Genomic DNA, 25,920 nt, shown 5'->3' with positions numbered 1-25,920 from the left:
GTGGCGTCAGCGCCGGTGTCCTCTGCTTGTCGCAGATGGCGAGGGCGCATATCCTTGCGCAATGGCCGCCAGCGATCCCGATCTGAAAGCCTTCCTGCTCACCACACCGTTCTTCGGCGGTCTCCCGGAGCCGAGCCTCGACCTCCTGATTTCAATGCTGGTCGAGCGCCGCTTCGATGCCGGAGCGACCGTCGTCGCGGAGGGCGGGCCGGGACGCTCGATGTTCATCGTCAAATCCGGCCGGCTGGCGGTGAGCAAACGCGCCAGTTCGGGCAGTGTCATCCCGCTTTCCGGCCTGGAGCGTGGTGATTTCTTCGGCGAGATGACGCTGATCGAAATGCAAAACCGCTCCGCCACGGTGGTGGCGGAAAGCCCGACCGAACTGTACGAGCTGACGGCCCAAAAGCTCTACGCCTGCTACAAGACCGATATCCACGCCTACGTGATCATCCTGCAGAACATCAATCGCGAGCTGTGCCGGCGGCTGCGACGGTCAGACGATCGGTTCGCGGCATTGCAGGTGGCTAGCTCAATTGATGGTGCGCAGGACGGGTAGGGCCGTTGCGAAACCATCACGTTTCGCCACTGAGCAAGGCTCGATCGGTCTTGGAAATCACGACTTATCGTGCGCGTATTTCTCCAAGACAAGCCGATTATATTCATCTCGCACGGCTCTTCGCGAGATATGCCCTTTCCGGTCTTTGGCGATTTTCAGAAGGTCGGAATCAGTCGGTGCCCTCGACGTCCGCCTGAATCTCGCAAAGAGCCGGGTCGGAGGCGACGACGTCCTTCCAAACAGCCGGTCAAACCATTCCATGGTGTCCTCCCGGACGGACCGCAGGTTACGATACTATCACCATGAATTCGGCGGTCAAAAGGACAGAACGTCTGCATTTTTGCGGAGAAGCGCCACCGTAGCGGATATCGATCGCAACGACTTCTGACCCGTCAGGCAAAACACCCGCCTCTCCCAAAATCACGTCAATCCCCTCTCGCGAAAATATTCCGCTTTACCGAAATTCGGAATTGCGCCATATTCCTGCCTTCCCGGCCCGAGGAGAGGGGCGATCGTACGTCGTCACGAACGTGGGCGGGGATGCGGTGGACGCGGCAGCGCCGGGCACGCGAGGTGGGACCAGGGCGAGATGAACCTCGTGAGGTCCCGACTGCGTGCGGACGAACGGCGCTCGGGTCCGGCGAAGCCGGGCCGGCTGCGTGCGGCAAAACCGTGTGGTCCTGACCGTCGTTGCTACGGTCGAGCCTTGCGGACATGGGTCGGGGCTCAACCGGGTCTCGGGACATCGCCAATTCGCGAGGTGACGGAGGCCAGAGGGAACTCGGCTCCGGGGAGAGCAGGCATAAGCCGTCAAACCATCGCGCAGGGAAGGCCGGGTGTTTTCCGGCCCACCTGTCGTCCCGCCTGCGCATTTGCGTGTGCAAATTCTTCGCGCGGCGGATCACGGGTGTCAGCCGGCACCCGGCCTTCCCTGCTCCCTCTTCACTTGGACAGGGTCAACAGCAAAACTCGGACGCTTCGCGACGCGAGAAGGTTGCTTCATGTGTGAACACCGGACAGACCGAGCTTTTCGCCTTGCCGGTGCCGCTTGAGGATCAGCGGCGGGCGGCGATCGCCGTCAGCTCCAGCTTGACGCCCGGGCCGAGATCCGCAACGCCGATGGCGGCGCGCGCCGGCAGATGGTCCGCGGTGAAATAGCGCTTCCACACCTGGTTGAATGCCGCCTTGTCGGCGAGATCAGCCATGAAGATCGTCACCTGCAGAACGCAGGAGAGATCGGAGCCGGCCCCGCCAAGCAGGGTCTTCAACTGGCGCAGCACATCGTCCGCCTGGCCCGCCATATCGAGCCCCGCATCTTCAGGGACGATGCCGCCGAGATAGAGCACGCCATTATGCTCGACGATCTCGTGGAGCAGTCCTTCATAGGGCAGGGAACGTTTGATCACGATGGCATCCGGGGAGTTGCGGGCTCGCTGGCCAGGCGCAAGGCTTGTTTCAATAAGGCCTGTTTCAAGGCTCGCTTTAATGGGGATAGGTGGTGCTGCCAGACAGGATTGAACTGTCGACCTCTCCATTACCAATGGAGTGCTCTACCACTGAGCTACGGCAGCATGTGCTGGTGAAGAATCGGGCGCCCGAGGGGGCCTACCAAGCGGGCCGATATCTGCCACAAGCCCCCCTCCTGTGCAAGCTTGCAAGTCCTGCCAAAATGAGAAAATCGGGCCGATATCAGGGCCAGAATGCCCATTTTGGCTTGAAACTCCTAGCTTTCCGTCCATTCGGGGTCCGATATCCCCGGCCAACTGGCCAGTTGCCGGGGACGCCGGATTCGCTCCATTTCGCGTTTCGCACGATCGGATCGCGTCGGCCTCTTGAGCTGCCACACTTCGGTGGCATCCTGCTGCCGGTTGCTGTGATGGATCCGTGATGGCTGACGAGACTGACAAGAGCGCGAGGCAGACGAGGGTGTCCCGGGATGACCGGCTGAAATCGGCCCTGCGCGAGAACCTGAAGCGGCGGAAGCTGCAGGCCCGCGAACGCGCCGCAACGACCGGCCCCTCGCAGAACGAAGATGGTTCCCTAGATGAGGGGGCCGCCGGCAAGACCGGAAGTTGAAGGCTGGCGGCTCGAATTTTGGAGTGCATGAGGTGGCCATGGGGCAGGACGAACCGCAACGAACCGACCGTGACGCGCAGCTGTCGCGCTTCATTCGCCCCGAGCAGACCTTTCCGGCGCTGACACCGGCCGAGATCGAACGGATCAGGCACTTCGGCGAAATCCGCACCTTCGTGGATGGCGAGTTGCTGTTCGAGACCGGCAAGCCCGGCCCCGGCATGTTCGTCGTGCTGAAGGGCCTTGTCGCGATCACCCAGCGCGACGGGCTCGGTCACGTCACCCCGGTGATCGACCAGGGGCCGGGGCAATTCCTGGCCGAGCTCAGCCAGCTCTCCGGCCAGCCGGCGCTGGTCGACGGCCGCGCCGAGGGCGATGTCGAGACGCTGCTGCTGCCGCCGGACCGGCTGCGCGCGCTGCTGGTCGCCGAGGCCGAGCTCGGCGAGCGCATCATGCGGGCGCTGATCCTGCGCCGGGTCAATCTTATCCAGGACGGCGCCGGCGGCCCCGTGCTGATCGGACCATCGAACTCCGCCGGCGTGGTGCGGTTGCAGGGGTTCCTCACCCGCAACGGCCAGCCGCATCATCTGCTCGATCCCGATCGCGATCGCGATGCGGCCGAACTGATCGCGCGGTATTTGCCGAAGCCCGAAGATTGGCCGCTGGTCGTCACTGCTGATGGCGCGGTGCTGCGCAATCCCAACGAGACCAGCTCGCGCGCGCCATCGGCATGATCGGCGGCGCTAAGGGCGACCGCATCTACGACGTTGCGGTCGTCGGCTGTGGACCCGCCGGGCTCGCAACCGCCGTGTATGCCGCGTCCGAAGGGCTGTCGGTCGCCGTGCTCGACACCCGCGCCTTCGGCGGCCAGGCCGGCGCCAGCGCGCGGATCGAGAACTATCTGGGCTTTCCGACCGGCATCTCCGGCCAGGCCCTGACCGCGCGCGCCTTCACGCAGGCGCAGAAGTTCGGCGCCGACATCATGATTCCGGTGACCGTGAAGTCGCTCGACTGCACGCGCGAGAATGGCGCATTTTCGGTGGCGCTCGACGGCGCCGATCCGTTGCGCTCGCGGGCGGTGGTGGTGGCGAGCGGTGCGCGCTATCGCCGGCCGGAGATCGAAAACCTCGACAAGTTCGAGGGACGCGGCGTCTGGTACTGGGCCTCGCCGGTCGAGGCGCGGCTCTGCGCCGGCGAGGAGGTGGCCCTCGTCGGTGCCGGCAATTCGGCAGGGCAGGCCGCCGTGTTCCTGTCGGGTCACGCAAAAAAAGTGCTGATGATCATTCGCGGCGGTGGCCTGGGTGCCAGCATGTCGCGTTACCTCATCGAGCGCATCGAAGCGACGCCGAACATCGAATTGATGTTCAACACCGAGATCACGGCACTCGAGGGCGACGAAGCTTCGTTGCTGCGGCGCATCCGCTGGAAAAGCCGGTTGTCGGACGACGAGGATTTCGCCGACATCCGCAATCTCTTCCTGTTCGTCGGCGCCGATCCCGCCACCTCCTGGCTCGACGGCTGCGGCGTGACGCTCGATCGCGGCGGCTTCGTCGTGACCGGCGCGCAGTCCGAGCAGAACCAGGGCAAGCTTGTGGCGCCGCTGGAAACCTCCGTGCCCGGCGTCTATGCCGTCGGCGACGTCCGCTCCGGCTCGGTCAAGCGCGTCGGCGGCGCCATCGGCGAGGGCGCGCAGGTCGTCGCCTCCCTGCACGGCTATCTCGGCGACGCCGCAAAACCGGCGCTTTAGGCACGCAGAAGACAAGGAGATAGCAAGCCGAATCCGGCTTGCCATCTTGCTGCGTCCCACAGACTATCGCTCGTCGCGGGGCCAACCGCGCGTAGAAAAACAAAGATTCCCAAGGGAGGACCAAATGGCTGAAATCGTCGTGCTGTACAAGACGCCCAAGGACGCTGCCGCCTTCGACAAGTACTATGCCGAGACGCACATCCCGCTCGCCAAGAAACTTCCCGGCCTGAAGAAATACGCCGTCAGCAAGGGGCCGGTCGCATCTCCCGCCGGTCCTTCCGGCATCCATCTCGTCGCCATTCTCACCTTCGACAGCGTGGCCGACATTCAGGCGGCATTCGCCAGTCCGGAAGGCAAGGCGACCGGCGCCGACGTGCCCAAGTTCGCCAGTGGCGGTGCCGACCTCTTGATCTTCGACACCAAGGAAGTGTGAAGATCGCTTCAACTTTCGTCGAGGACTGCCCTCCTTCGCGACGGCGATGCAAAAAATTCAGCCATGCGTTTGTCGATTCGCACGATGACGCATGGCCGTGCTTCCGCATGCGACGCCAACGCAGGTGGCAATCCCATGAGGACCGTAATACTACTCTCATCATCTCAATGCGGAGAATAGGAGAGATGTCATGGTCCTTGGGTTGAGTCTGCCCGCCCTTACGCTGATCCATGTCATCATCAGCCTGATCGCCATCGTCGCCGGCCTCGTCGTGATGTTCGGCCTGCTTGGCTCGAAGCCGATGCCGGCCCTCACCGCCATCTTCCTGCTGACCACGATCCTCACCAGCGCCACCGGTTTTCTGTTTCCGTTCAAGGAGCTGCTGCCATCGCACATCATCGGCATCATCTCGCTGGTGCTGCTCGCGATGGCCTGCATCGCGCTGTACGGCATGAAGCTCGCCGGAGTGTGGCGCCCGGTCTATATCGTGACCGCGATGATCTCGCTCTATTTCAACGTCTTCGTGCTGGTGATCCAGTCGTTCCTGAAGGTGCCCGCGCTTGCCGCGCTCGCACCGGCCGTGCCGCCGGCGCCGCCGTCGGGTCCGGTGTTCGCCGTGGTGCAGGGCATCGTGCTGGTGTTCTTCGTGGTGCTCACCATCGGGGCGTGGCGCCGCTTCAGGCCAATGGCGTTTGCCTGATCACAGGATTCTCAACGTTCCGGATCGATGCAAGGCGTCGATTTCAGACATCGCATGACCATCTGATGATCACCGGCCAGTGCTTGTGCGCGTGCCAATTTCCATCGAAAGAGAGCAATCCATGCCCACCATCACCACCAAAGACGGCGTCGAGATCTTCTACAAGGATTGGGGCGCAGGCCAGCCGATCGTGTTCAGCCATGGGTGGCCGTTGTCGTCGGACGATTGGGACGCGCAGATGCTGTATTTCGTCACATGCGGCTACCGGGTCGTCGCCCATGATCGCCGCGGTCACGGCCGCTCGGCGCAGGTCGCCGACGGCCACGACATGGATCACTATGCCGACGATCTCGCCGCGCTCACGGCGCATCTCGACCTCAAGAATGCCATCCATGTCGGCCATTCCACCGGCGGCGGCGAGGTCGTGCACTACATTGCGCGCCACGGCGAGAGCCGGGTGGCGAAAGCCGCGATCCTCTCGGCCGTGCCGCCGCTGATGGTGCAGACCGCAGCCAATCCCGGAGGCCTGCCGAAGAGCGTGTTCGACGATCTCCAGAAGCAGCTCGCTGCCAGTCGCACGCAATTCTATCGCGACCTCCCTGCCGGTCCGTTCTACGGCTACAACCGCCCCGGCGCGCAACCGTCGGAAGCGGTGATCCAGAACTGGTGGCGCCAGGGCATGATGGGCGGCGCGAAAGCGCATTACGACGGCATCGTCGCGTTCTCGCAGACCGACTTCACCGAGGACCTCAAGAAGATCAACGTGCCCGTGCTGGTGATGCACGGCGACGACGACCAGATCGTGCCTTACGCCGATTCCGCGCCGCTATCGGCCAAGCTGCTCAAGAAGGGCATCCTGAAGACCTACAAGGGCTTCCCGCACGGCATGCCGACCACGCACGCCGAAACCATCAACGCCGACCTGCTGGCATTTTTCAGGGAGTGAGAGACCTCACTCCAATATTGCCCTGATCGCATCGAAGGTGCGCCTGACGAAAGCTTCCGGCTTCTCCCGCGCGCCTTCGCCGATCCAGCTCTCGCCGCCGACGCGCATGGCGCCGGTGGCGATCATCGCAACGAGCCGCGCCTTCTGTCGGTCCGATTTGGTGCGGGCGCGCTGTGCCAGTCCGTCGGCCAGCGCGCGCTCGAGCTTTTCGTATTTGAGCTGGTCGCGCGCCCGGAGCGCGGGATTGTCGCGCTTGAGCCGCGACATCGCTGCGGCTTCCGCCGGATCGAGCCGTTTGACTGCCGCCGCGATCGCGTTCTCCGCCGCTGTCAGCATGGATTCGTCCGCGGGCCGGGCGACGATCTCGGCGGCCAGCGTGCCAGCTGCGCCCTCCTGCCAGGCGGCGACCACGTCCTCCTTCGACGCGAAATAGTGGAAGAAGCTGCGTCGCGATACGTCCGCTGCCGCCGCAATGTCGTCGATGGTGGTGGCCTCGAACCCGCGCTCGAGGAATAAGGTCATCGCCGCGCGGGTCAGCCGCTCGCGGGTCTCCTGCCGCTTGCGCTCGCGCAGGCCGGCGGTCGGGGATTTTCCTTCCGCGGACAAAGACTTGACGCCTTTCCCGGCGACCTTCGAAGCCTTCAAATCATTTCACCTCTTGCAAATTTGCACTCAGTGCACATTTAGACCGGTTGCGGGCCCTTTTCCACCCCTGAAAGCCGCGGAGACATGGCATGACCGACTGGAGCACGGCAGGCATTCCCTCACTCAGCGGCAAGACCGTCGTCGTGACCGGCGCGACGGGCGGGCTCGGTTACGAGACGGCGATGGCGCTCGCGGGCGCCGGTGCCATTGTCATACTCACCGGCCGCGACGACGCAAAGGGCCTGCGGGCGATCGAAGGCATTTGCGAGCGGTTTCCCGACGCTCTGATCGCCTACGAGCATCTCGACCTCGCAAGCCTTGCCTCCATCGCCGATTTCGCCGGGCGCTTTGCCGCCGACAACGAACGGCTCGATCTCCTCGTCAACAATGCCGGCGTGATGGCACCGCCGAAGCGGCAGCAGACGGAGGATGGTTTCGAGATGCAGCTCGGCACCAACTATCTCGGTCACTACGCCCTGACGGCGCGGCTGTTGCCGCAGCTTCGCCGTGCCAAGGCGCCTCGCGTCGTCCATCTCTCGAGCCTTGCGCACCGCTCCGGTGCGATCAATTTCGACGATCTGCACAGCAGGCATTCCTATCGTCCGTGGCGCGCCTACTGCCAATCCAAGCTGGCGATGCTGATGTTTGCGCTGGAGCTGCAGCGTCGCAGTCTTGCCGCCGGCTGGGGCCTGACGAGCCTTGCCGCCCATCCGGGCTATGCGCGGACCGATCTCATCGCGAACGGGCCGGGCATCGACACGTTCCAGTGGCGGATCGGGCGGCTGCTCCAGCCGTTGATCAGTCAGTCCGCCGCCGAAGGCGCGCTGCCAACGCTGTTTGCAGCGACCTCTCCGGACGCCGAGCCCGGCGGCTATTACGGTCCAAACGGGTTTTACGAATTGAAGGGATCACCCGGGCCGGCGAGGATCATGCCGCAGGCGCAGGATCTCGCGGCGGCAGCCATGCTGTGGGATGCCTCGGCAGCGCTGACCGGCGTATCCTTCGACGAGATCGCGGCCGCCGCATGAGCCGCGAGGCCGCTGGAGACTTCCCGATGAAGGTCGTCATCTTCGGCGCGACCGGCATGGTGGGGCAGGGCGTCTTGCGCGAATGCCTGGTCGACACCGGCATCGAAAGTGTGCTCGTGGTCGGCCGCAGCCCGACCGGCGTGCGCAAAGCCAAGCTCACCGAGATCATCCACAACGATTTCATGGACTATTCGGCGATCGAGCCGCAGCTGGCCGGCTTCGATGCCTGCTTCTTCTGTCTCGGCGTCTCCTCCATCGGCATGAGCGAGCAGCGCTACCGCCACCTCACCTATGATCTCACGCTCGCGGCTGCGACGACGCTGGCCCGGCTCAATCCGCAGATGGTCTTCACCTATGTCACCGGCGCCAGCACCGATTCGACCGAGCAGGGATGGCGGATGTGGGCGCGGATCAAGGGCAAGACCGAGAACGATCTCTTCAAGCCGTGGTTCAAGGCTGCGTACATGTTCCGGCCCGGCGCCATCCAGCCCCTTCACGGCGTCCGGTCCAAGACCGCCTGGGTGCAGGCTGTCTATGCCGTGAGCGGGCCGCTCTGGTTGGTGCTGCGCCGGATTTCGCCGCGGCTCGTGACCTCGACCGAGCAGATCGGACGCGCCATGATCCGCGTTGCCCGGGAGGGGTATCCGCGCAGGGTGCTGGAGATGGAGGATATCAATAGCCTCTGACCTGCCGGCCGGTTAGTTTGTGCGGAAATTTCGGCGCTCGCGCGCGTTGAGCCCTGTCCCCTCCAAAGGAGAAGCGTCGGCAATGTCGCCCCAGCTCAAACTGATCGCGCTCGATGCCGACGACCTCGCCGTGATCTCGACCCATGTCCAGGACGCCCGTGTCCAGACCTCCGACATCATCTGGCGGCAGGGCGAGAAGCGGCTCGTGGTCGGAATGAGCCGGCTGGACTGGGAGCAGACATTGGAGGGCGAGGCCGAGCCACGCCGGCTGGTCGCTGCGCTCCGTTTCGACCGTGTGCTCGCCTGCAAGTCGCGCAACATCGACCTCACCGCGCCGGACGAGGTGCTCGACCTCGTCGGCATTGAATTTCATCCCCAGGACGGGCGCCACGAGGAGCCCGGCGGCAGCGCCCTGCTTCTGTTCGCACAGGGCGGCGCCATCCGCCTCGACGTCGAGTGCCTGGAATGCGAGCTGACCGACCTCGGGGGCGACGCGCTGGGAACGGGCATCGAGGGGGAGGGGTGAAGTGGCCGGTATACCAGCCAAATGGGCTGAGGCCCTCGCCGGAACGGCATCTGCCGAGGGTTGACGCAGCTTCCCCGCCGCGCCATTGAGCAGGGGGACCCGGTGCGCCGATCCGCCCCCAAAATACCAGCCAGAAGCCAAGCGAAACATGCCCGTTCGCCTCGACCGCAGCAGCGCCGATTTTGACCAGCGATTCGCCGCCTTCCTTGCCGCCAAGCGCGAGGCTTCGGCCGATGTCGAGGCCGCCGCGCGCGTGATCGTCGACGACGTGGCCAGGCGTGGCGATGCCGCCCTGCTCGAAGCCACGGCCAAGTTCGACCGGCTGACGCTGGACGCATCCTCCTTGCGCGTCTCCGCCGCGGAGATCGAAGCCGCCGAGAAGGCCTGCGATGCCGCGACGCTGGATGCACTCAAGCTCGCGCGGGACCGTATCGAGACTTATCATCGCCGTCAGCTTCCCAAGGACGAGCGCTTCACTGATCCGCTCGGCGTCGAGCTCGGCTGGCGCTACACCGCGATCGAATCCGCCGGCCTCTACGTGCCCGGCGGCACCGCGGCCTATCCCTCCTCGGTGCTGATGAATGCAGTGCCTGCGAAAGTCGCCGGCGTTTCGCGCCTGGTGATGGTGGTGCCTTCGCCGGACGGCAGGCTCAATCCGCTGGTGCTGGCGGCCGCGCATCTTGGTGGCGTCACCGAGATCTACCGTGTCGGCGGCGCGCAGGCCGTCGCCGCGCTCGCGCACGGCACGGCGACGATCGCGCCGGTCGCAAAGATTGTCGGCCCCGGCAACGCCTATGTCGCCGCCGCAAAGCGGCTGGTGTTCGGCAAGGTCGGTATCGACATGATCGCCGGCCCCTCGGAGGTGCTGGTGATAGCCGACGATACCGGCAATGCCGACTGGATCGCCGCCGACTTGCTGGCGCAGGCCGAGCACGATGCCAGCGCGCAGTCGATCCTGATCACCGATTCCGCTCGCCTTGCCGCCGATGTCGAAAAGGCGGTCGAGGCGCAGTTGAAGACGCTGCCGCGCGCCGCGATCGCAGGCAGCTCCTGGGCCGATTTCGGCGCCATCATCATGGTGAAGACTCTTGCCGACGCGATCCCGCTCGCGGACGCCATCGCTGCCGAGCATCTCGAGATCATGACCACGGATCCCGACGCGCTCGCCGCAAGGATCCGCAACGCCGGCGCGGTGTTCCTTGGCCCCCATACGCCCGAGGCGATCGGCGACTATGTCGGCGGCTCCAATCACGTGCTGCCGACGGCGCGCTCGGCACGGTTTTCCTCGGGGCTCTCGGTGCACGACTTCATGAAACGCACCTCGATCCTGAAATGCGGACCCGATCAATTGCGTGCGCTGGGTCCGGCCGCGATGACGCTGGGCAAAGCGGAGGGGCTGGACGCCCATTCGCGTTCGATTGGATTGCGCCTCAATCTGTCATGACAAAGCCGCCCGAACAGGACGACTCGGCCAATCGCATCGTCGCGGTCACGCTCGACGAGGAGTCGATCGGCCGTTCCGGGCCGGATATCGAGCATGAGCGGGCGATCGCGATCTACGACCTGATCGAGCAGAATTTGTTCGCGCCCGAGGGGGCGGAGGGGAAGGGCCCGTTCACGCTGCATATCGGCATCACCGGCAACCGGCTGATGTTCGACATCCGCCGCGAGGACGGCACGCCTGTCGTCGCGCACCTGCTGTCGCTGACGCCGTTCCGGCGGATCGTGAAGGACTATTTCATGATCTGCGACAGCTACTACCAGGCGATTCGCACCGCGACCCCCGACAAGATCGAGGCCATCGACATGGGCCGCCGCGGCATCCATGACGAGGGATCGCGCACGCTCCAGGAGCGGCTGAAGGGGAAGGTGCGGGTCGATTTCGAGACCTCGCGCCGGCTGTTCACCCTCATTACCGTCCTGCACTGGAAGGGTTAGGGCATGGCCCGGAAAAGTGTGCAGCGGTTTTCCGACAAGGCCATGCCCTCTATCAAAAGAGGTTGAGCGCGATGGCGGGTCCGCCACGCGCACGCGATCCGCAATCGGTGCTGTTCGCCTGTGCGATGAACAGCGTCCGCTCGCCGATGGCCGAGAGCCTGTTGCTGCATATGTTTCCGCAGGGCCTCTATGTGAAGTCGGCCGGCACCAGGAAGGGCGAGCTCGATCCGTTCGCAGTCTCCGTGATGGCCGAGCTCGGCCAGGACATCTCGGCCCACAAGCCGCAGACCTTCGAGGAGCTGGAGGACTGGGAGGGGCTGAATTTCGACCTCATCATCACGCTCTCGCCCGAGGCGCATCACAAGGCGCTGGAGCTGACGCGGACACTCGCGGCCGAGGTCGAATACTGGCCGACGCAGGATCCCACCACCATCGAAGGCAGCCGCGACCAGAAGCTCGCTGCCTACCGCGAGGTCTGCGATCAGCTCCTGATGCGCATCCGCCGGCGCTTCGCCACGTCGGGCGCGGCGAGCGGCTAGCATTCGGTGTTCGTAACACCGTCGTCACAGGATGCAGGCACAGCCATGTCGAGAGGCTCGAATCACCAAACCTCCGGTTCCCGGTTGTGAAATCAGCCCCCTTCCGATAGGTTCCGCGCGCAATTCACCCCCTGCTTCATCCCGCAAATCACCTGATGCTCGGCCGCCCCAAATTCGTACTTGCCTCCGGTTCGCCGCGCCGCCTGTCGCTGCTCAACCAGGCCGGCATCGAGCCGGACACCCTCCGGCCGGCCGACGTCGACGAGACGCCGAAGCGGGGCGAGCTGCCGCGCGCCTGCGCCAACCGCCTCGCCCGTGCCAAGGCCGATGCGGCGCTGAAATCGGTGCAGCTGGACGACGAGCTGCGGGGCGCCTTCATTCTCGCCGCCGACACCGTCGTGGCGGTCGGTCGGCGCATCCTGCCCAAGGCCAATCTGGTGGATGAGGCCGCGCAATGCCTGCGGCTGCTGTCGGGCCGCAACCACCGCGTCTACACCGCGATCTGCCTGGTCACGCCGCGCGAGGCGTTCCGCCAGCGCCTGGTCGAGACCCGCGTGCGCTTCAAGCGTCTCTCGGAGGAGGACATCCAGGCCTATATCGGCTCCGGCGAATGGCGCGGCAAAGCCGGCGGCTACGCCGTGCAGGGCATCGCCGGCTCCTTCGTGGTGAAGATGGTAGGGTCCTACACCAACGTCGTCGGCCTGCCGCTGTACGAGACCACGACGCTGCTCGGCGGCGAAGGTTTTCCGATCCGCTTCGGCTGGCTCAACACCACGTCCGTGTGAGCGCCGATAAAAATCACGAAAACAACCCCATGCACATAGAATGGCCCGGCCGAGTCCCGGCGGCGGCGCATGCGCCGTTGCTGGCAGGAACCCCTTTGCCGACAGGCGCTTGAACTCCCTCACCCCGTGTAAGCCGCGCATTCCCATGGACGACCAGATCGAAAAGCGAGCCGGCCCCCTCAAGACCTGCCCGATCTGCGGCAAGCCGCAGGCGCAGCCCACCCGCCCGTTCTGCTCCTCGCGCTGCCGCGACGTCGACCTGAACCGCTGGCTGAAGGGCTCCTACGTCATCCCCGGCCGCGACGACGAAGTGGATGACGTTGAATAATTAAGTAATTTCAATTCGATGACCGGATGATCGCTTCATCCCGCGCCCGCCGCGGCAAGGCCGGTCCGGCTTGTGCACAGCCGGGCCGCGCCCCGCGAAGCCTCTTGGCGAAGCCGGGTGGACAGGCCGCCCCGAGCCCACTATAAACCGCCCGCTCGATGGGCTTTGGCCCCTCTCTTGGAGCACGCCCAGGTAGCTCAGTTGGTAGAGCATGCGACTGAAAATCGCAGTGTCGGTGGTTCGATTCCGCCCCTGGGCACCATTTCCCTGACATTCCCGAGATGCGGCTGCTGCTGAGCCACCACCCTCGCTCGCTATACGAGCCCGGCTGCCGCTGCTATGATCCCCGCCATTGGTAAACGGCAGCTCGCCACCAACTCTTCTGCGATGCCGGCCTTTTGATCGGACCTCGATCCCGCTCGCGCCTTGTCGCATTGCCTCGACACCAACGCTGAACAAATTCGTCGACGGCTGCCGCGTCCCCGCTCACATCAGGAGATGTGCCATGGCTGCATCGGACTGGCGTCTCGAAGGCGAATGGATGAAGAACTGCACCTGCGCGTTTGGCTGCCCCTGCGATTTCAACGCACGGCCGACCCGAGGCTATTGCAAGGGAATGGTCGCCATGCGGATCGCCAAGGGACATTTCGAAGGGACCAGGCTCGATGGTCTCTGCTTTGCGATCACGGTCGATTTCCCTGGCCCGCTGCATGAGGGCAACGGGACAATCCAGCCCATCATCGACGAACGCGCCACGGGGGAGCAGCGACAGGCATTGTTCGATATCTTTTCCGGCAAGCATTCGGCCGAAGGCACGCTTTTCCAGATCGTCAGCATGATCGTAACCAAGATCCACGATCCGGTGTTTGTGCCGTTCGAGTTCTCCTTCGACAAAGACGGACGCGTTGCAAGACTCGTCGCCAAGGGCGTGCTCGAGACCGATGTCGAGCCGATCAAGAACCCGGTGACCGGTGATCCGCACCGCATCCAGGTGGTCATGCCCGAGGGGTTCGAACATCGGGCGGCCGAGGTCGCATCCGCCAACATCCGCTCGACCGGCGCGATCCCGTTCGAGACCCGCGGTACGCATAGCTCGCTCGCCAATGTCGTGCAGACGCCCGACGGCGTTGCGGCATGATGCGGCGCTGACACCGGCACAAGATCTCGGTGTCAGTTCCTCATCGCTACGGACAAGTCGATGCAGGAGCGCTCGATACTGGAACATCTGTTCCACCGCGATCGCTTGATCGTCGCGATCGGGACCGCCGCCGTGGCGGCGCTCGCCTGGGCCTATCTCGCGGGCGGCGCCGGCATGGACACCGACATGATGGCCGAGATGCCGGACATGGCGCCGATGCCGTGGACGCTGCGCTCTGCCGCGCTGCTGTTCGCGATGTGGTGGGTGATGATGATCGCGATGATGGCGCCGAGCGCGGGGCCCACCGTCCTCTTGTACGCGGCGATCAGGCACAAGCACGAGACTGCATCTCGCGCGGCAATCGATGCCTGGATCTTTCTCGCCGGATACCTCGTGACATGGGCCGGGTTCAGTCTCGCTGCCGTCCTGGCACAATGGGCACTTGAACGCCTTGGCCTCCTGTCGATGGCGATGGCAAGCACCAGCGCGGTTCTGGGCGGCGTCATCTTGCTAGCCGCGGGGCTCTACCAGTTCACGCCGATCAAGCGCGCCTGCCTGCGGTACTGCGAGAGCCCGCTGTTGTTTCTCAGCGGGCATTGGCGGCCCGGCACGCGCGGGGCATTCCGCATGGGGCTGCGCCACGGCAGCTACTGCGTCGGCTGCTGTTGGTTTCTGATGGCCTTGCTGTTTGTCGGCGGCGTGATGAACCTGGTCTGGATCATCGGCCTCATGCTCTATGTCGCCGGCGAGAAGCTGCTGCCGTTCGGCCGAAGATTGAGCTATGCGGCCGGCGGGATTCTCATCTTGTCCGGGGCGATCGTTATTGCGCGCGCGGTGTGAGGCCCGATACCGCGAGCGCTGCTGAAGCGCGATGAGACGGGGATGAATCGTCGTCGCGCTTTGGATGCTTGTTTGAGGATGATCCTTTCGGAAAATTGCTGCGCACTTTCTCCGGATCATGCTCCAAGATACTGCACCCTTGCAGAAGGGCGTCGCCGCGCCCTGAAACGCATCAGCTTTGACGGGCAAATATCAACTGCCCCACGTCGATCTTTCCGGCCCTGAACCCCGCCTCGCAGTAGCACAGATAATATTCCCACAGCCGGCGGAAGGGCTCGTCGAACCCGAGCGAGGTCAGGTCGCTCCATGCCCTGCCGAAGTTCTCGCGCCAGAGTGCGATCGTCTTCGCATAGTCCTGTCCAAACACGCGCTCGCGAATGACAGGCACCTCGAAGCGTTCGCCGAGCGAGCGCAGGATGTTCGTCGAGGGGAGCATCCCTCCCGGAAAGATGTACCTCTGGATGAAGTCCACGCGCTGCCGATAGCTGTCAAAGAGCTCGTCGCGGACAGTGATGGCCTGGATGCCTGCTAGACCGCCCGGCTTGAGCCGCCGGTTCAGCTGATTGAAGTAGGCTGGCCAGAATTGCTCGCCGACGGCCTCGATCATCTCGATTGAGACGATGCGGTCGAAATGACCTTCCTGGTCGCGATAATCCTGCAACCGGACCTGGACCTTTTCGGCGAGCCCGGCTTCGTGGATTCGTCGACGGGCAAATTCGTGCTGCTCCTTGCTGATGGTCAGGGCCACCACGCTCGCGCCGTAAGTCTTCGCGGCAAACTCGGCAAAGCCGCCCCAACCGCACCCGATCTCGAGCACGCTCTGACCGGGCTGCAATTCGATGGCTTTCGCCAGTTGTTCGTATTTGTGATGTTGAGCAGCGGGCAGGTCGGCTGTCTCGGCCGGGAACAGAGCCGACGAGTAGGTCATGCTCGAATCGAGCCACGCAGCGAAGAACTCGTTTCCGAGATCGTAATGCGAATGGATGTTGTGCCTCGACCCCTGTCTTGTGTTCCGGCGCAGTCGATGAAGCACCCGCCGGCAGAACCGGACCAGCATGTTCCCGGCAAAGGCACTGTCGACCAGCTCTTCGTTGAGACAGAACACGTAGAGAAGCTGGGTGAGATCGGGCGTGGTCCAATCGCCTCGAATGTAAGCCTCGGCCATGCCGATGTCGCCACCCATGACGAGGCTGCGCGCGAACCGGTAATTGTTGAGTTCTATCGTGGCCGACGGACCCGGAAGCCGACCGCGCAACGCGACGGTTCTCTGGTCGGGAAGGCGCACATGAACCGTGCCGTACCTGATCTGCGATGCAAGGCGCAGTGCCAGTCGGGCAAGGAATGGGACACCATCGAATTGAGCGGCCTGACGCGTGGCTGCGAGGTCCATGGTTCAAATCTCGCGTTGTTTCAAACGGCGCACGTACGGAGCACCTTTCAGCCAAAGCCGCATCGCTTCCCAGTGGATGGCTGCGATCACCTTGAAAGTCAGGAAGGGCAGACCGAACAGCGTCGCCAATAGCGAGGGGCTGGTCAGAGGGTGGCGCCGTCCGCGGAACGCTGCCGCAAACATCGCGCCCTGCTCGCTTGCCTGCAGGATTCTGACCTTCACATCTTGCTCGGGCGGAGAAATGCTGAAGCGGTAATGCGTCTCCATCTCCATGAAAGGTGAAACGTAAAACTCCTTCGCCTGGCTTTGTCGTATTGTACAGCCTGGTCGCGCATCTTGCACGGGCAGGATGTAGGAATGCATCTCTCCGAAGGTGTTGCGGACCTCGTAGATCATCAGCGCGAGATCGCCGGCCGCGCCATAGCAGAAATAGACCGAAAGCGGGTTGAACACGTAGCCCAGAACCCGGGGATAACAGAGAAGGAGAATGCGGCCTCCGGAGAGATCGATGCCGCGCTCCGCTGCCAGTCCTCGGACGTACCGGCCGAGGCACGGGCTCTTGCCTTCACCGTGATCGCGCTCGTGGAAGCTGAAAAGTGCTGCTCGATTGACGCCAAACAGCCTGGACTGACGGTCTGCTTCGTTCAACCGGTCGAGATCGATCAGCAGGCTCATCACGCGATAGCTGAACCTGTGCTGCACGGGCCGCCATCGCGCGTGCATCACTTTTCCGCAGTAGAGCGCGGCGGGCGCTATCGCATTATCCGCTCTCGCCGGGTTCGTTCGGACCATCGTGCTACTCGGCTGCTTGGACCAGCAAGGGGGCCGACTGACGCCATGAAACTTCGCCGCCGAGCGCCTCGGCAACGGAGATGCCTGACTGTAAGCCATCCTCGTGAAAGCCGTAGCCGGTCCAGGCGCCGCAGAACCACGTCCGGCGGCGCCCCTGAATTGCCGGGAGCCGTCGCTGTGCCGCGAACGCTGCCAGGTCGTATTGCGGATGGGCGAAGCTGAATTTTCCAAACGTCAGATGGGCCGCCGGCTCGAAGGGCGGGTTGAGACTGACGAACAATGGCCTGCTTTCGTCTATGCCCTGCAGTCGGTTCATCCAATAGGTCACCGCGACGTCGCTCTGGACGGGTGTTTGTCGTGGCCATTGCAGGAAGTTCCAGGATGCCCATGCCTGGCGGCGCTTGGGCATGAGATTGCGATCACGGTGCAGATAGACGGTGTTCGGGGCATACCTGATCGCGCCGAGAATGGACCGCTCCTGGGCGTCGGCATCCGGCAGCGCCGCCAAGGTCTGATCGCTGTGGCAGGCCATCACAACGCCGTCGTAAGTCTCCACACCGCCATGACTGTCGCGGACCGTCACGCCATGCTCCGCTCTGTTGACCGACGTCACGGCGCAGCCTAGCCGAATGTTGTCCTTGAACATAGCGGTGAGCTTGTCGACATAGCGCCGGCTGCCACCCTCTACGGTACGCCAGCGCGGCCGGTCCAGGTGCAGCAGCCGGTGGTTGTCGAAGAAGGCGACAAAGTTTTCCGCAGGAAAGGACAGAATGTCGGCCGACGAGGACGACCAGATGGCCGCCCCCATCGGTCCGAGATAATCGGAGAATAAGCGAGGCCCGAACGATTCCTTGCGCATATACTCGCCCAGCGTCAGGTTGTGCAGCCGGCCGGCGCGCAAGTCCGCCGCGCTCTGCCTGTTGAATCGCAGGACCTCAGCCAGCATGCGAAGATAGGATGGCGATGAGAGGTTGCGCGGTTGTGCAAACAGGCCGCAAACAGTCTGCAGAAAGGTCTCGCCGCCACCCCGCCATTCGAACCGGCCATGATCGGCGGACATGGCGAAGCTCATGCACGTCTCGACGGTCCTCGCGCCCAGCCGCTCGAATAGCGCCGTCAATTGCGGATAATTCGCCTCGTTGAACACGATGAAGCCGACATCGACGTCAACGGCCTCGCCATCGTAGTCGACGCGAACGGTGTGGCTATGTCCGCCCGGGCGCAGCTCGCGCTCGTACACCGTCACCGCATGGCGTTTCGACAGGAGCCACGCGGCGGCATTGCCGGCAATTCCCGTCCCGATCACGGCCAAACGCATCCTCTGTCGCCCCCACTGGATACCGTCACTACGGTACTTGAAACGGTCACTGTGCGAGGAAACGTTCGGCGAGATGGCGCGGATCACCCTTCGGATCATCGGCCGACCCGCGGCCGAACGCGAAACCGGCTCCTGCAGCCGACGTATTGAGGAGAGGTTAATTCTGGTGACGCATGGTTTTTGTGCATATTCAGGCCATAGTCGGCATTGCGCTGGCCTTTTGCCTCTTGATGGGACTGGCCTGGGTCGTTCAGCAGCGCACGGGAAACTCCGGATGGGTCGATGCGATCTGGTCCTACGCGACCGGCCTCGTCGGCGCGGTCGCCGCCCTGTGGCCCCTCGACGCTGGCACGCCGTCACGCCGAGTGCTCGTCGCAGGGCTCGCGTTGCTTTGGTCGGTGCGACTTGGAACGCACATTGCGCGCCGCGCCGCGGCGGGCATCGACGATCCGCGCTACGCGAACTATGCGCGGCAGTGGGGGGCGGCGGCCCCTCGCCGGATGTTCCTGTTCCTGCAATCGCAGGCGCTGGTCTCGGTGCCGCTGCCGTTCGCCATCTTCCTCGCAGCCCACGCCCCCGAGCCTGGATTGCGGCCGCAGGACTATGCCGGAGTCGTCATCATTCTGGTGGCTGTCGCTGGTGAAGCATTGGCGGACCAGCAATTGCGCCGGTTCAAGCTCTCCTCGTCCAATGCCAGTCTCGTCTGCGATGTCGGACTTTGGCGATGGTCGCGTCATCCAAACTATTTCTTCGAATGGCTGGGGTGGCTGGCTTACCCCGTCATCGCGCTCTCGCCCGGATACGCCTGGGGGTGGGCCAGCCTGGCGGCGCCGGCGATCATGTACTGGATACTCGTGCATGTGACGGGGATACCCCCGCTCGAGGAGCAGATGCTGCAATCGCGCGGCGACCGCTATCGGGAGTATCAGGCGCGTACCAGTGCATTCTTCCCGTGGCCGCCGAAACGCGCACATTGATGGCCGGTGGTTGTTGACTGCACGCAAGCGGGCGCGAGTGTGCGGATATGATCCGGCGTGGCTCGCCGGTCGTTAATCCGGTGCCGGGTTCGACAAGCCGGGCAGATGCAATCGGACGGGAACGCGGACATGAATCTTCTCTTCACCTATCTTTCGGTGGCCTTGACCTTCGTTGCAATCGACATGGTCTGGCTCAAGATCATGGTCGAACGGCTTTACCGGCCGGTGCTGGGCGACATGTTGCGCGGCGAGCCCAATCTGGCGGCCGCTGCAGCATTTTACTTGCTGTATCCCATCGGTTTGATCTGGTTCGCGGTGCTGCCCGCGCAGCAAGACGGGAGTGCGCTACGCGCTTTCACGTCCGGCCTGATGCTCGGCTGCTTCAGCTATGCGACCTATGATCTCACCAATCAGGCGACCCTTCGGAATTGGTCGACCGGGCTGACTCTTGCGGACGTTTGCTGGGGATCGTTTCTCGCCGGTGTCAGTGCCTGGATCGGATTCATCGTCGCTCGAAAACTGGTACACTGAGCCGAGAACAAGCGTGCCAGGCTGAGTTAGATATCTCTTCGCCGTCCGATCAGGTCGAACGTCTCCCTGGTTTCCGCGATCCTGCCGGACAAGGATCGGAATGCGCTTTGAGCCTGCAGCTTCGTATCTTCGTCGAGCAAGAGGCTCGCGAGGTCGACGAGTTGATCGCTCATGCGCTCCATGGCGGCAAGCAGCTGATCGAGGCTGGCTCCGGGATCGTCGGCTCCGACACGTTCGACATCGATCGACAGCGCTTCGAGCCGTGCGATCGAAGAGACGAGCCGGTCCCCGCACTCTTGCTTGGGAAACGCGATGATCTCTGCGGTCATGCGTGGTCTCCGGCTTCAGGCCGCCGCCGATGCCGCAGTGCAATCCTTGCGCACCGCCAGAATGGTTCGATGTAGCCAGGTCTTGATGGTCCCGACCGGCACACCGAAGCGCCGTGACAGGCTGGCGCGGCTCTCGCCTTCGAGATAAGCGAGAGCCAACAGCCTGCGGCGATCTTCCGGTAAACGAGCCAATGCTCCGCGCGCAATCGGTTCGGCACTGGCGTAGTCGAAATCCTCGATCGAAGACGGGCCGGCTCCTGCCGGAACCAAAAGCGCTTCGTCCAGTTCGTAGGTTGGCTGCCTTCTGGCCCGGTGATGATCAATTGCGGCATTCCGGACGACCGCGGACATCCAGGCCATCGCCGGGGCGCGTCCGGCATCGAACCGGTCAGCGTTGCGCCAGATCTTCAGAAAGGTTTCCTGGAGGATATCGTCGACGTCGTGAGGCGAGGCTCCAACGGCCAGCGCTATCCTGCGCAGCCGATCTCGTGTCAGCGTATGGAGCTCTGCGAAGGCACGTGTCTCGCCTGCGGAAACGCGCGCCAATAGCTCAGGCAGCCTCTCGCTCGGCACCTGACTCGCCAGACTTGAACCGGCCATGTCCGTGTCTCCCTTGCGTTTGTTTCGAAACGCTCCGGGCGCATGTCTGGATCACCCCCGGGAGAAGGACTTGAGAAAATCAAAGTCGCACGAACGGCCCGATCAGTCGGCCGAGAAAGCCGTTCATGCGCAGGTCGCCGGTCATTGCGACCAGGCAGACACACGGGCCTTCGTCGCCAACGACGGGACGATGCTCGATCTCATCATCACCGTAATCAAAATCACCAGGACCAAAGCGTCCGCCCTCGTGACTGAAGCTGCCCTCGAGGACGAGGGTCAGTTCGGTGCCGGTGTGCGTGTGTTCAAGCATGCGCGAACCTGGTGCGGACCGAAGCAGAAAGGCGCGCGCCTTGCCCGAACCGGAAAGCTCGATTGGCCGCATGCTCAGGCCCGGCGCGATGCGCCGGCGCTTGCCGATGCGATATTTTCGCAGTGCCGGCGGAAGATCATGGTCGGTGGCGGACGCGGGAGGGGGCGCCGCTTCATCTTCCGGAGAGTTGTCAATTCGCGACATCACACGGTCGAACGCATCCGGCGCGATCGGCACCGGCTCGAAATCCTCTAGCGTTGCTCCCGCAAGCTGCTCTATCGCTTGCACAAAGCGGGCGCACCGCGTGCAACCTGCCACATGCACTCCTACAACCAGCTGATGAGCCTCTTCCAGCTTGCCGGCCGCGAAATCGGCCAGAAGATCTTCGGGCGGATGGTGGCTGATCGTCATGCTTCTTCGTCCAATATGTCTCTCAACCGGTTCATCGCCAGCCTGATCCGCGACTTGACCGTTCCGAGCGGAATACCGAGCAGGCTCGCGATTTCAGGGTGCGTCCTCTCCTCGATGAACGACAGCCTCACCACCATGGATTGCTCTGTCGAGAGCTGCTTGATGGCCGCCTCGATCCGTGCGGCGTCTTGCACTCGCGAAATGGCGGCATCGGCCGGTTCGGCCGGATCCGGTGCGTCGGGCAGCTCGGAATCGGCCCGCAGACGGTCTGCCCGCGCTCTGCGACGGAATAAATCGATCCGCAGATTGCGCGCGATCGTGAATATCCAGGCCGCTGCGCCCGCTGTCGCGGGATCGAAAAGGCTCGCCTTCCGCCACACCGCAATCATGGCGTTCTGGGCGATCTCTTCCGCCTCGTCGGAGCTGCAACCGGCTCTCTGCATCAGCCCCTTGATACGGGGCGCGAAATGCTCGAATAGCCGCTTGAAAGCGGCCCGGTCACCGTGAGAGGCAACGCGTCCGATCAAATCAGCCCAGTCCACCTTTGCCTTCGGCCCTTTGCTCGCACCAATGAAAAGCCGCACCTTACCCCTCCGGGGCACGCCAGCTTCAGCTCGGATTGGCACATCTATAGCCCGGATAGCAGCGATCATAGCGCCTCGACAAGCGATCTCCGTGGCTGAGAACGAGCGGGAACAGGCCCCAGATCACCGTGAAATGCTCAATTGCTGGTTCCGATTGGTTCCGATGCGCATGCCCTGCACCCGCCCATCCTGGCACTCCGCTTGCTCAGTCAGGAGCCAAGCCAAGGTCTCGGCGAGAGGCCGTTTCAGGTTGAGGCAAGTGATGCAGAAAATGTCCCGTTCTGGTGCTCCCGGTGAACTCCGGCTCGATGCATTGATCGCTGATTTGTGGTGGCGCGTTCGGCTCCTGAACACCGACATCCTCGAGGAGGAAGCTCGGGCCAGGGTATCCGACGTGAACCAACCGACCTATCCGCTGCTCGCGCTCAACCTGCGCACACGACGCGATAACCTGGTCGCGACGATCGGCGTGCTCGAGCAGCGCGCGAGATCGATGTCGGAAGCGGCTTGAGAGCAGTCTGCGGACCGGCGGCCGCGCTCCGTCGCAGGCCGCCGGCGCACGGAATGCAACGAGCGTCGTCGCATGGCTCGAATGCCTCCGGCGCTTGTCGGGGCATGAGTTGAATTCACGCCACGCCTGGCTGTGATATTGCTGGCCCCTGCAATCCCGCGAGGCCTCCATGCTCCCCATTCCCGTCGATATCTTTACCGAGCCCGAGGACGTCTCGCCAGACGGCCTTGCCAATCTTGGCCCGCTGCGGCGGCTCGCCGGCACCTGGCAGGCGGACAAGGGCATCGACATCAATCCGAAGGCGGAAGGGCCGGAGCGGCGAATCTTCATCGAGCGCATCCGCATGGACCCGATCGACCCCCAGGCCAACGGCCCGCAGCTGCTGTACGGTCTGCGCTATCACATCCACATCAACACGCCCGAGGAAGACATCACTTTTCACGACCAGGTCGGCTACTGGCTTTGGGAGCCCGCGACCGGGCTGATCATGCAGACGCTGGCGATCCCGCGCGGGCAGGTGCTGCTGGCGTCGGGCAAGGCCGGGCCGGATGACAGGACAATCACGGTCACGGCCAAACGCGGCGACACCGCTTACGGGATCTGCTCGACCGACTTCCTGGAACAGGCCTTCCGCACCGATGCCTACCGCTGCGACATCACCTTCAACGATGACATCAGCTGGACCTATCTGATCCAGACCGAGTTGTTCGTGCGCGGCGCGCCGTTCAATCATCGCGACACCAACACGCTCCAGCTCGTCGCGCCGCCAAAGCTCAATCCCCTGGCGCTGATCGTCAACGATCGCGCCAAGGAGAATGCAGCAGCCGCCGGTGGATCCGCGGCCTGAGCGCTACCCGGAGAATTGCATGAAGCCGTATGTCATCTGTCTGATGCACTCCAGCCTCGACGGCCGCACGCATCCCAGCCGCTGGCGCCCGAAGGAGGCGGGCACGGATTGGTTCGAGAAGATCCATGACGAGCTCGGCGGCGATGCCTGGGTGATCGGCCGCGTCACCGGGGCGGAGTTCGCCAAGGGCAAGCCCTATCCCACGACGGAGGCAACATTCCCGCGCGAGAACTGGTTCGCGCGGCGCGATGCGAAAACCTATGGCGTCGTGCTCGATGCACAGGGGAAGATCGGCTGGGGACGCTCGGACATCGGCGGCGACCCGATCGTGGTCGTGCTGACCGAGCGTGTGCCGGATTCGCATCTCGCCGGCCTTCGCGGCGAGGGCGTGTCCTACATCTTTGCCGGCAAAGCCGAGATCGACCTGGCGCTGACGCTGGACATCCTCGCCCGCGAGCTGGGCGTGAAGCGTCTGCTGGTGGAGGGCGGCGGCGTCGCCAACGGCGCGTTCCTGCGCGCCGGCCTCATCGACGAGTTCAACCTGATCCTCAGCCCGGCAATCGACGGCGCAAAAGGCGCACCCTTCGTGTTCGACTCGACAGAGGTGGACAGCGACCGGCGCGCGCCGATCACCGCGTTGACGCTGGAGAGCATGCGCGAGCTCGGCGGCGGCGTCCTGCTGCTGCGATATCTGATCAAGAACGACCCTCAAGCCGCGAGCCGGTAAAGCGCGGCCATGCCCGATATATCCGAGCACATCGTCATTGTCGGCGCCGGGGCGGCCGGCCTGATGGCGGCACGCGAGCTGGCGCGTGCCGGCCGGAAGGTGACGATCCTGGAGGCACGCCAGCGCTGTGGCGGCCGTATCCATCCGCTGCCGGCTTCGGAATTCAGCTATCCCGCCGATGGCGGCGCTGAATTTGTTCATGGCGAAGCGCCGGTCACGCGCGCGCTGCTCCGCGAAGCCGGGCTATCCCTTCAGGAGATCGAGGGCGAGCAGTGGAGCTTTGACGGGACGAAGCTTTCGCGCGAAGGGCGCGACGATCCCCATGATGCGGAGCTTCAAGCCACGCTGCGGGGCTTGAAGGACGATCTCACGGTCGCCGACTTCCTGCGCCGGCATTTTGCCGGCGACCACTATGCGCCGATGCGCCATTCGATCGAGCGGATGGTCGAGGGCTATGATGCGGCCGACCCTGAGCGCGCGTCCACGCTGGCGCTGCGCGCGGAATGGATGGATGGCGGGCACGCTCCGCAGGCGCGCATCGACGGCGGATACGGCGCCATGATCGACGTGCTGGCGGCCGACTGCCGCAGGCACGGCGCGACCATCCGCCTCGGCTGCGTCGTGTCGGCGATCACGGAGGAGGCCGGCGCGGTGACCGTTCGCTGCGCCGGCGGCGATGTGCACGCCTGCGATCGCGTGATCCTCACCGTGCCGCTGCCGCTGCTGCGCGAGATCGCGTTGCCGGCGGAGGCGCGCGCGAAGCTTGCTGCTGCCGACGACATCGGCTTCGGCAATGTCATCAAGATCCTGCTGCGCTTCGCACGGCCATGGTGGCGCGAGCGCAAGGAAGATCTCGCGGACATGACCTTCCTCTTGTCCGACCAGGCGATCCCGGTGTGGTGGACGCGTTATCCGGACCAGCATTCCGCGCTCACGGGCTGGTTCGGCGGCCCGCGCACGGCGGAGCTGGAAAGCCTCGATCCGCAAGATCTGGTCGATGCCGGGCTCGGTTCGCTCGCCGCCATCTTCGGCCTGCCGCGCGACGACATCGCGCGCGAGCTCGTGGCGGCGGTTGCGACCAACTGGGCGCATGATCGCTTTGCCCGCGGTGCCTATTCGTGGGCGACGCCGCGGACGCGCGAGGCGCAAGCAACCCTCGCACGTGCGGACGGGTGCGTGCTGTTTTCCGGCGAAGCACTCTATCGTGGCCGTGATATGGGGACAGTCGAGGCGGCGCTCGCGAGTGGCCTTGAGACGGCGGGGATAATCTTGCGCGGATAACAAGAAAGGCCCGCATCTCTGCGGGCCTGTTGTCTTACCAGCGTCCGCCGCCGAAGCTGAACGTCACGCCGGGACCGCCGCCGTAATAGCCGTACGGTCCGCCGCCATAATAGCCGTGGTGCCGCGGGTAGTAGCCGTAGCTTCTATAATAGGGCCGGTGATGGCCGTGATGATGCCGCCTATGGTGACCGTGCCAGCGATGGTGTCTGCGGTGCGCGCTGATGTCGGTGGACTGGCTTTCCTGAGCGGTCTGCTTGGCGCTTGCGCTGCCCGCCGCGTTGGCCGCCGATCCGCCGGCAAACGCCGCAGCACCGAGGGCAATCGCGGCAATGAGATACTTCATGTCGTCACTCCAGTTGAACGTCGTGTGACAACACATGGATGCCAACTGCGTTCCAGCCAGT

The 25,920-nt window shown here is 64.1% G+C and carries 31 protein-coding genes, 2 tRNA genes and 1 pseudogene; 23 read left to right on the top strand and 11 right to left on the bottom strand.

Annotated features, from left to right (window positions below; all coding sequences use genetic code 11):
* The first annotated feature begins 61 nt into the window (after positions 1-61).
* A complete protein-coding gene (locus EHH60_RS10880; protein ID WP_124159450.1) occupies positions 62-556 on the top strand; it encodes a Crp/Fnr family transcriptional regulator in 495 nt (164 codons plus the stop codon).
* 1,055 nt (positions 557-1,611) lie between these two features.
* Here the strand turns inward: EHH60_RS10880 and EHH60_RS10875 are convergent.
* Together EHH60_RS10875 and EHH60_RS10870 are read right to left on the bottom strand one after the other, a co-directional pair.
* On the bottom strand, positions 1,612-1,962 hold the full coding sequence (locus EHH60_RS10875; RefSeq protein WP_124159449.1) for a RidA family protein: 351 nt from the start codon (positions 1,960-1,962) through the stop codon (positions 1,612-1,614).
* A 90-nt stretch (positions 1,963-2,052) separates the two neighbouring features.
* Positions 2,053-2,127, bottom strand: a tRNA-Thr gene (locus EHH60_RS10870).
* 316 nt (positions 2,128-2,443) lie between these two features.
* Between EHH60_RS10870 and EHH60_RS10865 the strand changes: the two genes are divergently transcribed.
* From EHH60_RS10865 to EHH60_RS10845, 5 genes and pseudogenes are all read left to right on the top strand, one after another.
* A complete protein-coding gene (locus EHH60_RS10865; protein WP_124159448.1) occupies positions 2,444-2,632 on the top strand; it encodes a hypothetical protein in 189 nt (62 codons plus the stop codon).
* A gap of 38 nt (positions 2,633-2,670) precedes the next feature.
* Positions 2,671-4,376, top strand: a pseudogene (locus EHH60_RS10860) (FAD-dependent oxidoreductase).
* Positions 4,377-4,500: 124 nt separating this feature from the next.
* A complete protein-coding gene (locus tag EHH60_RS10855) occupies positions 4,501-4,809 on the top strand; it encodes an EthD family reductase (RefSeq protein WP_124159447.1) in 309 nt (102 codons plus the stop codon).
* Positions 4,810-4,999: 190 nt separating this feature from the next.
* Entirely contained in the window at positions 5,000-5,509 is a 510-nt protein-coding gene (locus tag EHH60_RS10850; RefSeq protein ID WP_124159446.1) for a hypothetical protein, read from the top strand.
* A 121-nt stretch (positions 5,510-5,630) separates the two neighbouring features.
* The gene (locus EHH60_RS10845; RefSeq protein ID WP_124159445.1) at positions 5,631-6,455 is read left to right on the top strand and encodes an alpha/beta fold hydrolase; all 825 of its coding nucleotides are present in this window, start codon (positions 5,631-5,633) and stop codon (positions 6,453-6,455) included.
* Positions 6,456-6,461: 6 nt separating this feature from the next.
* On the opposite strand, the gene EHH60_RS10840 is transcribed toward EHH60_RS10845, so the two are convergent.
* Positions 6,462-7,100 carry a TetR/AcrR family transcriptional regulator gene (locus tag EHH60_RS10840; RefSeq protein ID WP_124159444.1) on the bottom strand — a complete coding sequence of 213 codons (639 nt, stop codon included), beginning with the start codon at positions 7,098-7,100 and terminating at the stop codon, positions 6,462-6,464.
* An 89-nt stretch (positions 7,101-7,189) separates the two neighbouring features.
* Here EHH60_RS10840 and EHH60_RS10835 point away from each other — a divergent pair, with 89 nt between their 5' ends.
* The 11 genes from EHH60_RS10835 to EHH60_RS10785 all read left to right on the top strand — a co-directional run bounded on the left by EHH60_RS10835 (position 7,190) and on the right by EHH60_RS10785 (position 14,908).
* Positions 7,190-8,128, top strand: coding sequence for an SDR family oxidoreductase (locus tag EHH60_RS10835; RefSeq protein ID WP_124159443.1), 939 nt, complete (start codon positions 7,190-7,192; stop codon positions 8,126-8,128).
* 26 nt (positions 8,129-8,154) lie between these two features.
* Positions 8,155-8,814: an NAD(P)H-binding protein gene (locus EHH60_RS10830; protein WP_199751401.1), complete on the top strand. Its 660-nt coding sequence runs from the start codon at positions 8,155-8,157 to the stop codon at positions 8,812-8,814.
* An 82-nt stretch (positions 8,815-8,896) separates the two neighbouring features.
* Complete coding sequence (locus EHH60_RS10825; RefSeq protein WP_124159441.1) at positions 8,897-9,340, top strand: DUF2948 family protein; 444 nt, start codon at positions 8,897-8,899, stop codon at positions 9,338-9,340.
* Positions 9,341-9,488: 148 nt separating this feature from the next.
* Positions 9,489-10,784 carry a histidinol dehydrogenase gene (hisD, locus tag EHH60_RS10820; RefSeq protein WP_124159440.1) on the top strand — a complete coding sequence of 432 codons (1,296 nt, stop codon included), beginning with the start codon at positions 9,489-9,491 and terminating at the stop codon, positions 10,782-10,784.
* On the top strand, positions 10,781-11,278 hold the full coding sequence (locus EHH60_RS10815) for a UPF0262 family protein (RefSeq protein WP_124159439.1): 498 nt from the start codon (positions 10,781-10,783) through the stop codon (positions 11,276-11,278). The genes hisD and EHH60_RS10815 overlap by 4 nt, the downstream gene beginning before the upstream one ends.
* Positions 11,279-11,349: 71 nt before the next feature.
* On the top strand, positions 11,350-11,817 hold the full coding sequence (locus tag EHH60_RS10810; protein ID WP_124159438.1) for an arsenate-mycothiol transferase ArsC: 468 nt from the start codon (positions 11,350-11,352) through the stop codon (positions 11,815-11,817).
* Between the two features lie 155 nt (positions 11,818-11,972).
* Positions 11,973-12,602 (top strand): Maf-like protein, encoded by a 630-nt coding sequence (locus EHH60_RS10805; protein ID WP_124159437.1) that lies wholly within the window; start codon positions 11,973-11,975, stop codon positions 12,600-12,602.
* A gap of 145 nt (positions 12,603-12,747) precedes the next feature.
* On the top strand, positions 12,748-12,930 hold the full coding sequence (yacG, locus tag EHH60_RS10800; RefSeq protein WP_124159436.1) for a DNA gyrase inhibitor YacG: 183 nt from the start codon (positions 12,748-12,750) through the stop codon (positions 12,928-12,930).
* Positions 12,931-13,116: 186 nt separating this feature from the next.
* Positions 13,117-13,192 (top strand) — tRNA-Phe (locus EHH60_RS10795).
* Between the two features lie 243 nt (positions 13,193-13,435).
* Complete coding sequence (locus tag EHH60_RS10790) at positions 13,436-14,068, top strand: DUF1326 domain-containing protein (protein WP_124159435.1); 633 nt, start codon at positions 13,436-13,438, stop codon at positions 14,066-14,068.
* A 132-nt stretch (positions 14,069-14,200) separates the two neighbouring features.
* Positions 14,201-14,908, top strand: a complete 708-nt coding sequence (locus tag EHH60_RS10785) for a DUF2182 domain-containing protein (protein ID WP_245454450.1) — start codon at positions 14,201-14,203, stop codon at positions 14,906-14,908.
* Between the two features lie 172 nt (positions 14,909-15,080).
* Here EHH60_RS10785 and EHH60_RS10780 read toward each other — a convergent pair whose 3' ends face one another.
* From EHH60_RS10780 to EHH60_RS10770, 3 genes are read right to left on the bottom strand one after another with little or no spacing between them, the layout of a single operon-like run.
* A complete protein-coding gene (locus tag EHH60_RS10780; RefSeq protein ID WP_124159433.1) occupies positions 15,081-16,298 on the bottom strand; it encodes an SAM-dependent methyltransferase in 1,218 nt (405 codons plus the stop codon).
* Positions 16,299-16,301: 3 nt separating this feature from the next.
* Complete coding sequence (locus EHH60_RS10775) at positions 16,302-17,090, bottom strand: DUF1365 domain-containing protein (protein WP_124159432.1); 789 nt, start codon at positions 17,088-17,090, stop codon at positions 16,302-16,304.
* A gap of 4 nt (positions 17,091-17,094) precedes the next feature.
* Positions 17,095-18,408, bottom strand: a complete 1,314-nt coding sequence (locus EHH60_RS10770) for an NAD(P)/FAD-dependent oxidoreductase (RefSeq protein ID WP_124159488.1) — start codon at positions 18,406-18,408, stop codon at positions 17,095-17,097.
* A 173-nt stretch (positions 18,409-18,581) separates the two neighbouring features.
* Here EHH60_RS10770 and EHH60_RS10765 point away from each other — a divergent pair, with 173 nt between their 5' ends.
* Complete coding sequence (locus tag EHH60_RS10765) at positions 18,582-19,385, top strand: DUF1295 domain-containing protein (protein ID WP_124159431.1); 804 nt, start codon at positions 18,582-18,584, stop codon at positions 19,383-19,385.
* 129 nt (positions 19,386-19,514) lie between these two features.
* Positions 19,515-19,916, top strand: a complete 402-nt coding sequence (locus EHH60_RS10760) for a DUF2177 family protein (protein ID WP_124159430.1) — start codon at positions 19,515-19,517, stop codon at positions 19,914-19,916.
* A 26-nt stretch (positions 19,917-19,942) separates the two neighbouring features.
* Here EHH60_RS10760 and EHH60_RS10755 read toward each other — a convergent pair whose 3' ends face one another.
* The 4 genes from EHH60_RS10755 to EHH60_RS10740 form a co-directional block, all read right to left on the bottom strand.
* Positions 19,943-20,245, bottom strand: coding sequence for a hypothetical protein (locus EHH60_RS10755; RefSeq protein ID WP_124159429.1), 303 nt, complete (start codon positions 20,243-20,245; stop codon positions 19,943-19,945).
* A 15-nt stretch (positions 20,246-20,260) separates the two neighbouring features.
* Complete coding sequence (locus EHH60_RS10750) at positions 20,261-20,845, bottom strand: RNA polymerase sigma factor (protein WP_124159428.1); 585 nt, start codon at positions 20,843-20,845, stop codon at positions 20,261-20,263.
* A 79-nt stretch (positions 20,846-20,924) separates the two neighbouring features.
* Entirely contained in the window at positions 20,925-21,566 is a 642-nt protein-coding gene (locus EHH60_RS10745; RefSeq protein WP_124159427.1) for a ChrR family anti-sigma-E factor, read from the bottom strand.
* Positions 21,563-22,108, bottom strand: coding sequence for a sigma-70 family RNA polymerase sigma factor (locus EHH60_RS10740; protein WP_124159487.1), 546 nt, complete (start codon positions 22,106-22,108; stop codon positions 21,563-21,565). Before EHH60_RS10740 ends, EHH60_RS10745 begins: the two co-directional genes overlap by 4 nt.
* A 304-nt stretch (positions 22,109-22,412) precedes the next feature.
* On the opposite strand from EHH60_RS10740, the gene EHH60_RS10735 reads away from it, so the two are divergent.
* The 4 genes from EHH60_RS10735 (at position 22,413) to EHH60_RS10720 (ending at position 25,516) form a co-directional block, all read left to right on the top strand.
* Positions 22,413-22,661: a hypothetical protein gene (locus EHH60_RS10735; protein ID WP_124159486.1), complete on the top strand. Its 249-nt coding sequence runs from the start codon at positions 22,413-22,415 to the stop codon at positions 22,659-22,661.
* Between the two features lie 169 nt (positions 22,662-22,830).
* Positions 22,831-23,508, top strand: a complete 678-nt coding sequence (locus tag EHH60_RS10730; protein WP_124159426.1) for an FABP family protein — start codon at positions 22,831-22,833, stop codon at positions 23,506-23,508.
* A 19-nt stretch (positions 23,509-23,527) separates the two neighbouring features.
* Complete coding sequence (locus tag EHH60_RS10725; RefSeq protein ID WP_124159425.1) at positions 23,528-24,235, top strand: RibD family protein; 708 nt, start codon at positions 23,528-23,530, stop codon at positions 24,233-24,235.
* A gap of 9 nt (positions 24,236-24,244) precedes the next feature.
* Positions 24,245-25,516 carry a flavin monoamine oxidase family protein gene (locus tag EHH60_RS10720; RefSeq protein ID WP_124159424.1) on the top strand — a complete coding sequence of 424 codons (1,272 nt, stop codon included), beginning with the start codon at positions 24,245-24,247 and terminating at the stop codon, positions 25,514-25,516.
* A 34-nt stretch (positions 25,517-25,550) separates the two neighbouring features.
* Here EHH60_RS10720 and EHH60_RS10715 read toward each other — a convergent pair whose 3' ends face one another.
* On the bottom strand, positions 25,551-25,859 hold the full coding sequence (locus EHH60_RS10715) for a hypothetical protein (RefSeq protein WP_199751400.1): 309 nt from the start codon (positions 25,857-25,859) through the stop codon (positions 25,551-25,553).
* Between the last annotated feature and the right edge of the window lie 61 nt (positions 25,860-25,920).

The sequence above is a fragment of the Bradyrhizobium sp. RP6 genome (genome assembly GCF_003837805.1).
Classification (GTDB): domain Bacteria; phylum Pseudomonadota; class Alphaproteobacteria; order Rhizobiales; family Xanthobacteraceae; genus Bradyrhizobium.
This window is presented reverse-complemented; position numbering and strand designations above follow the sequence as displayed.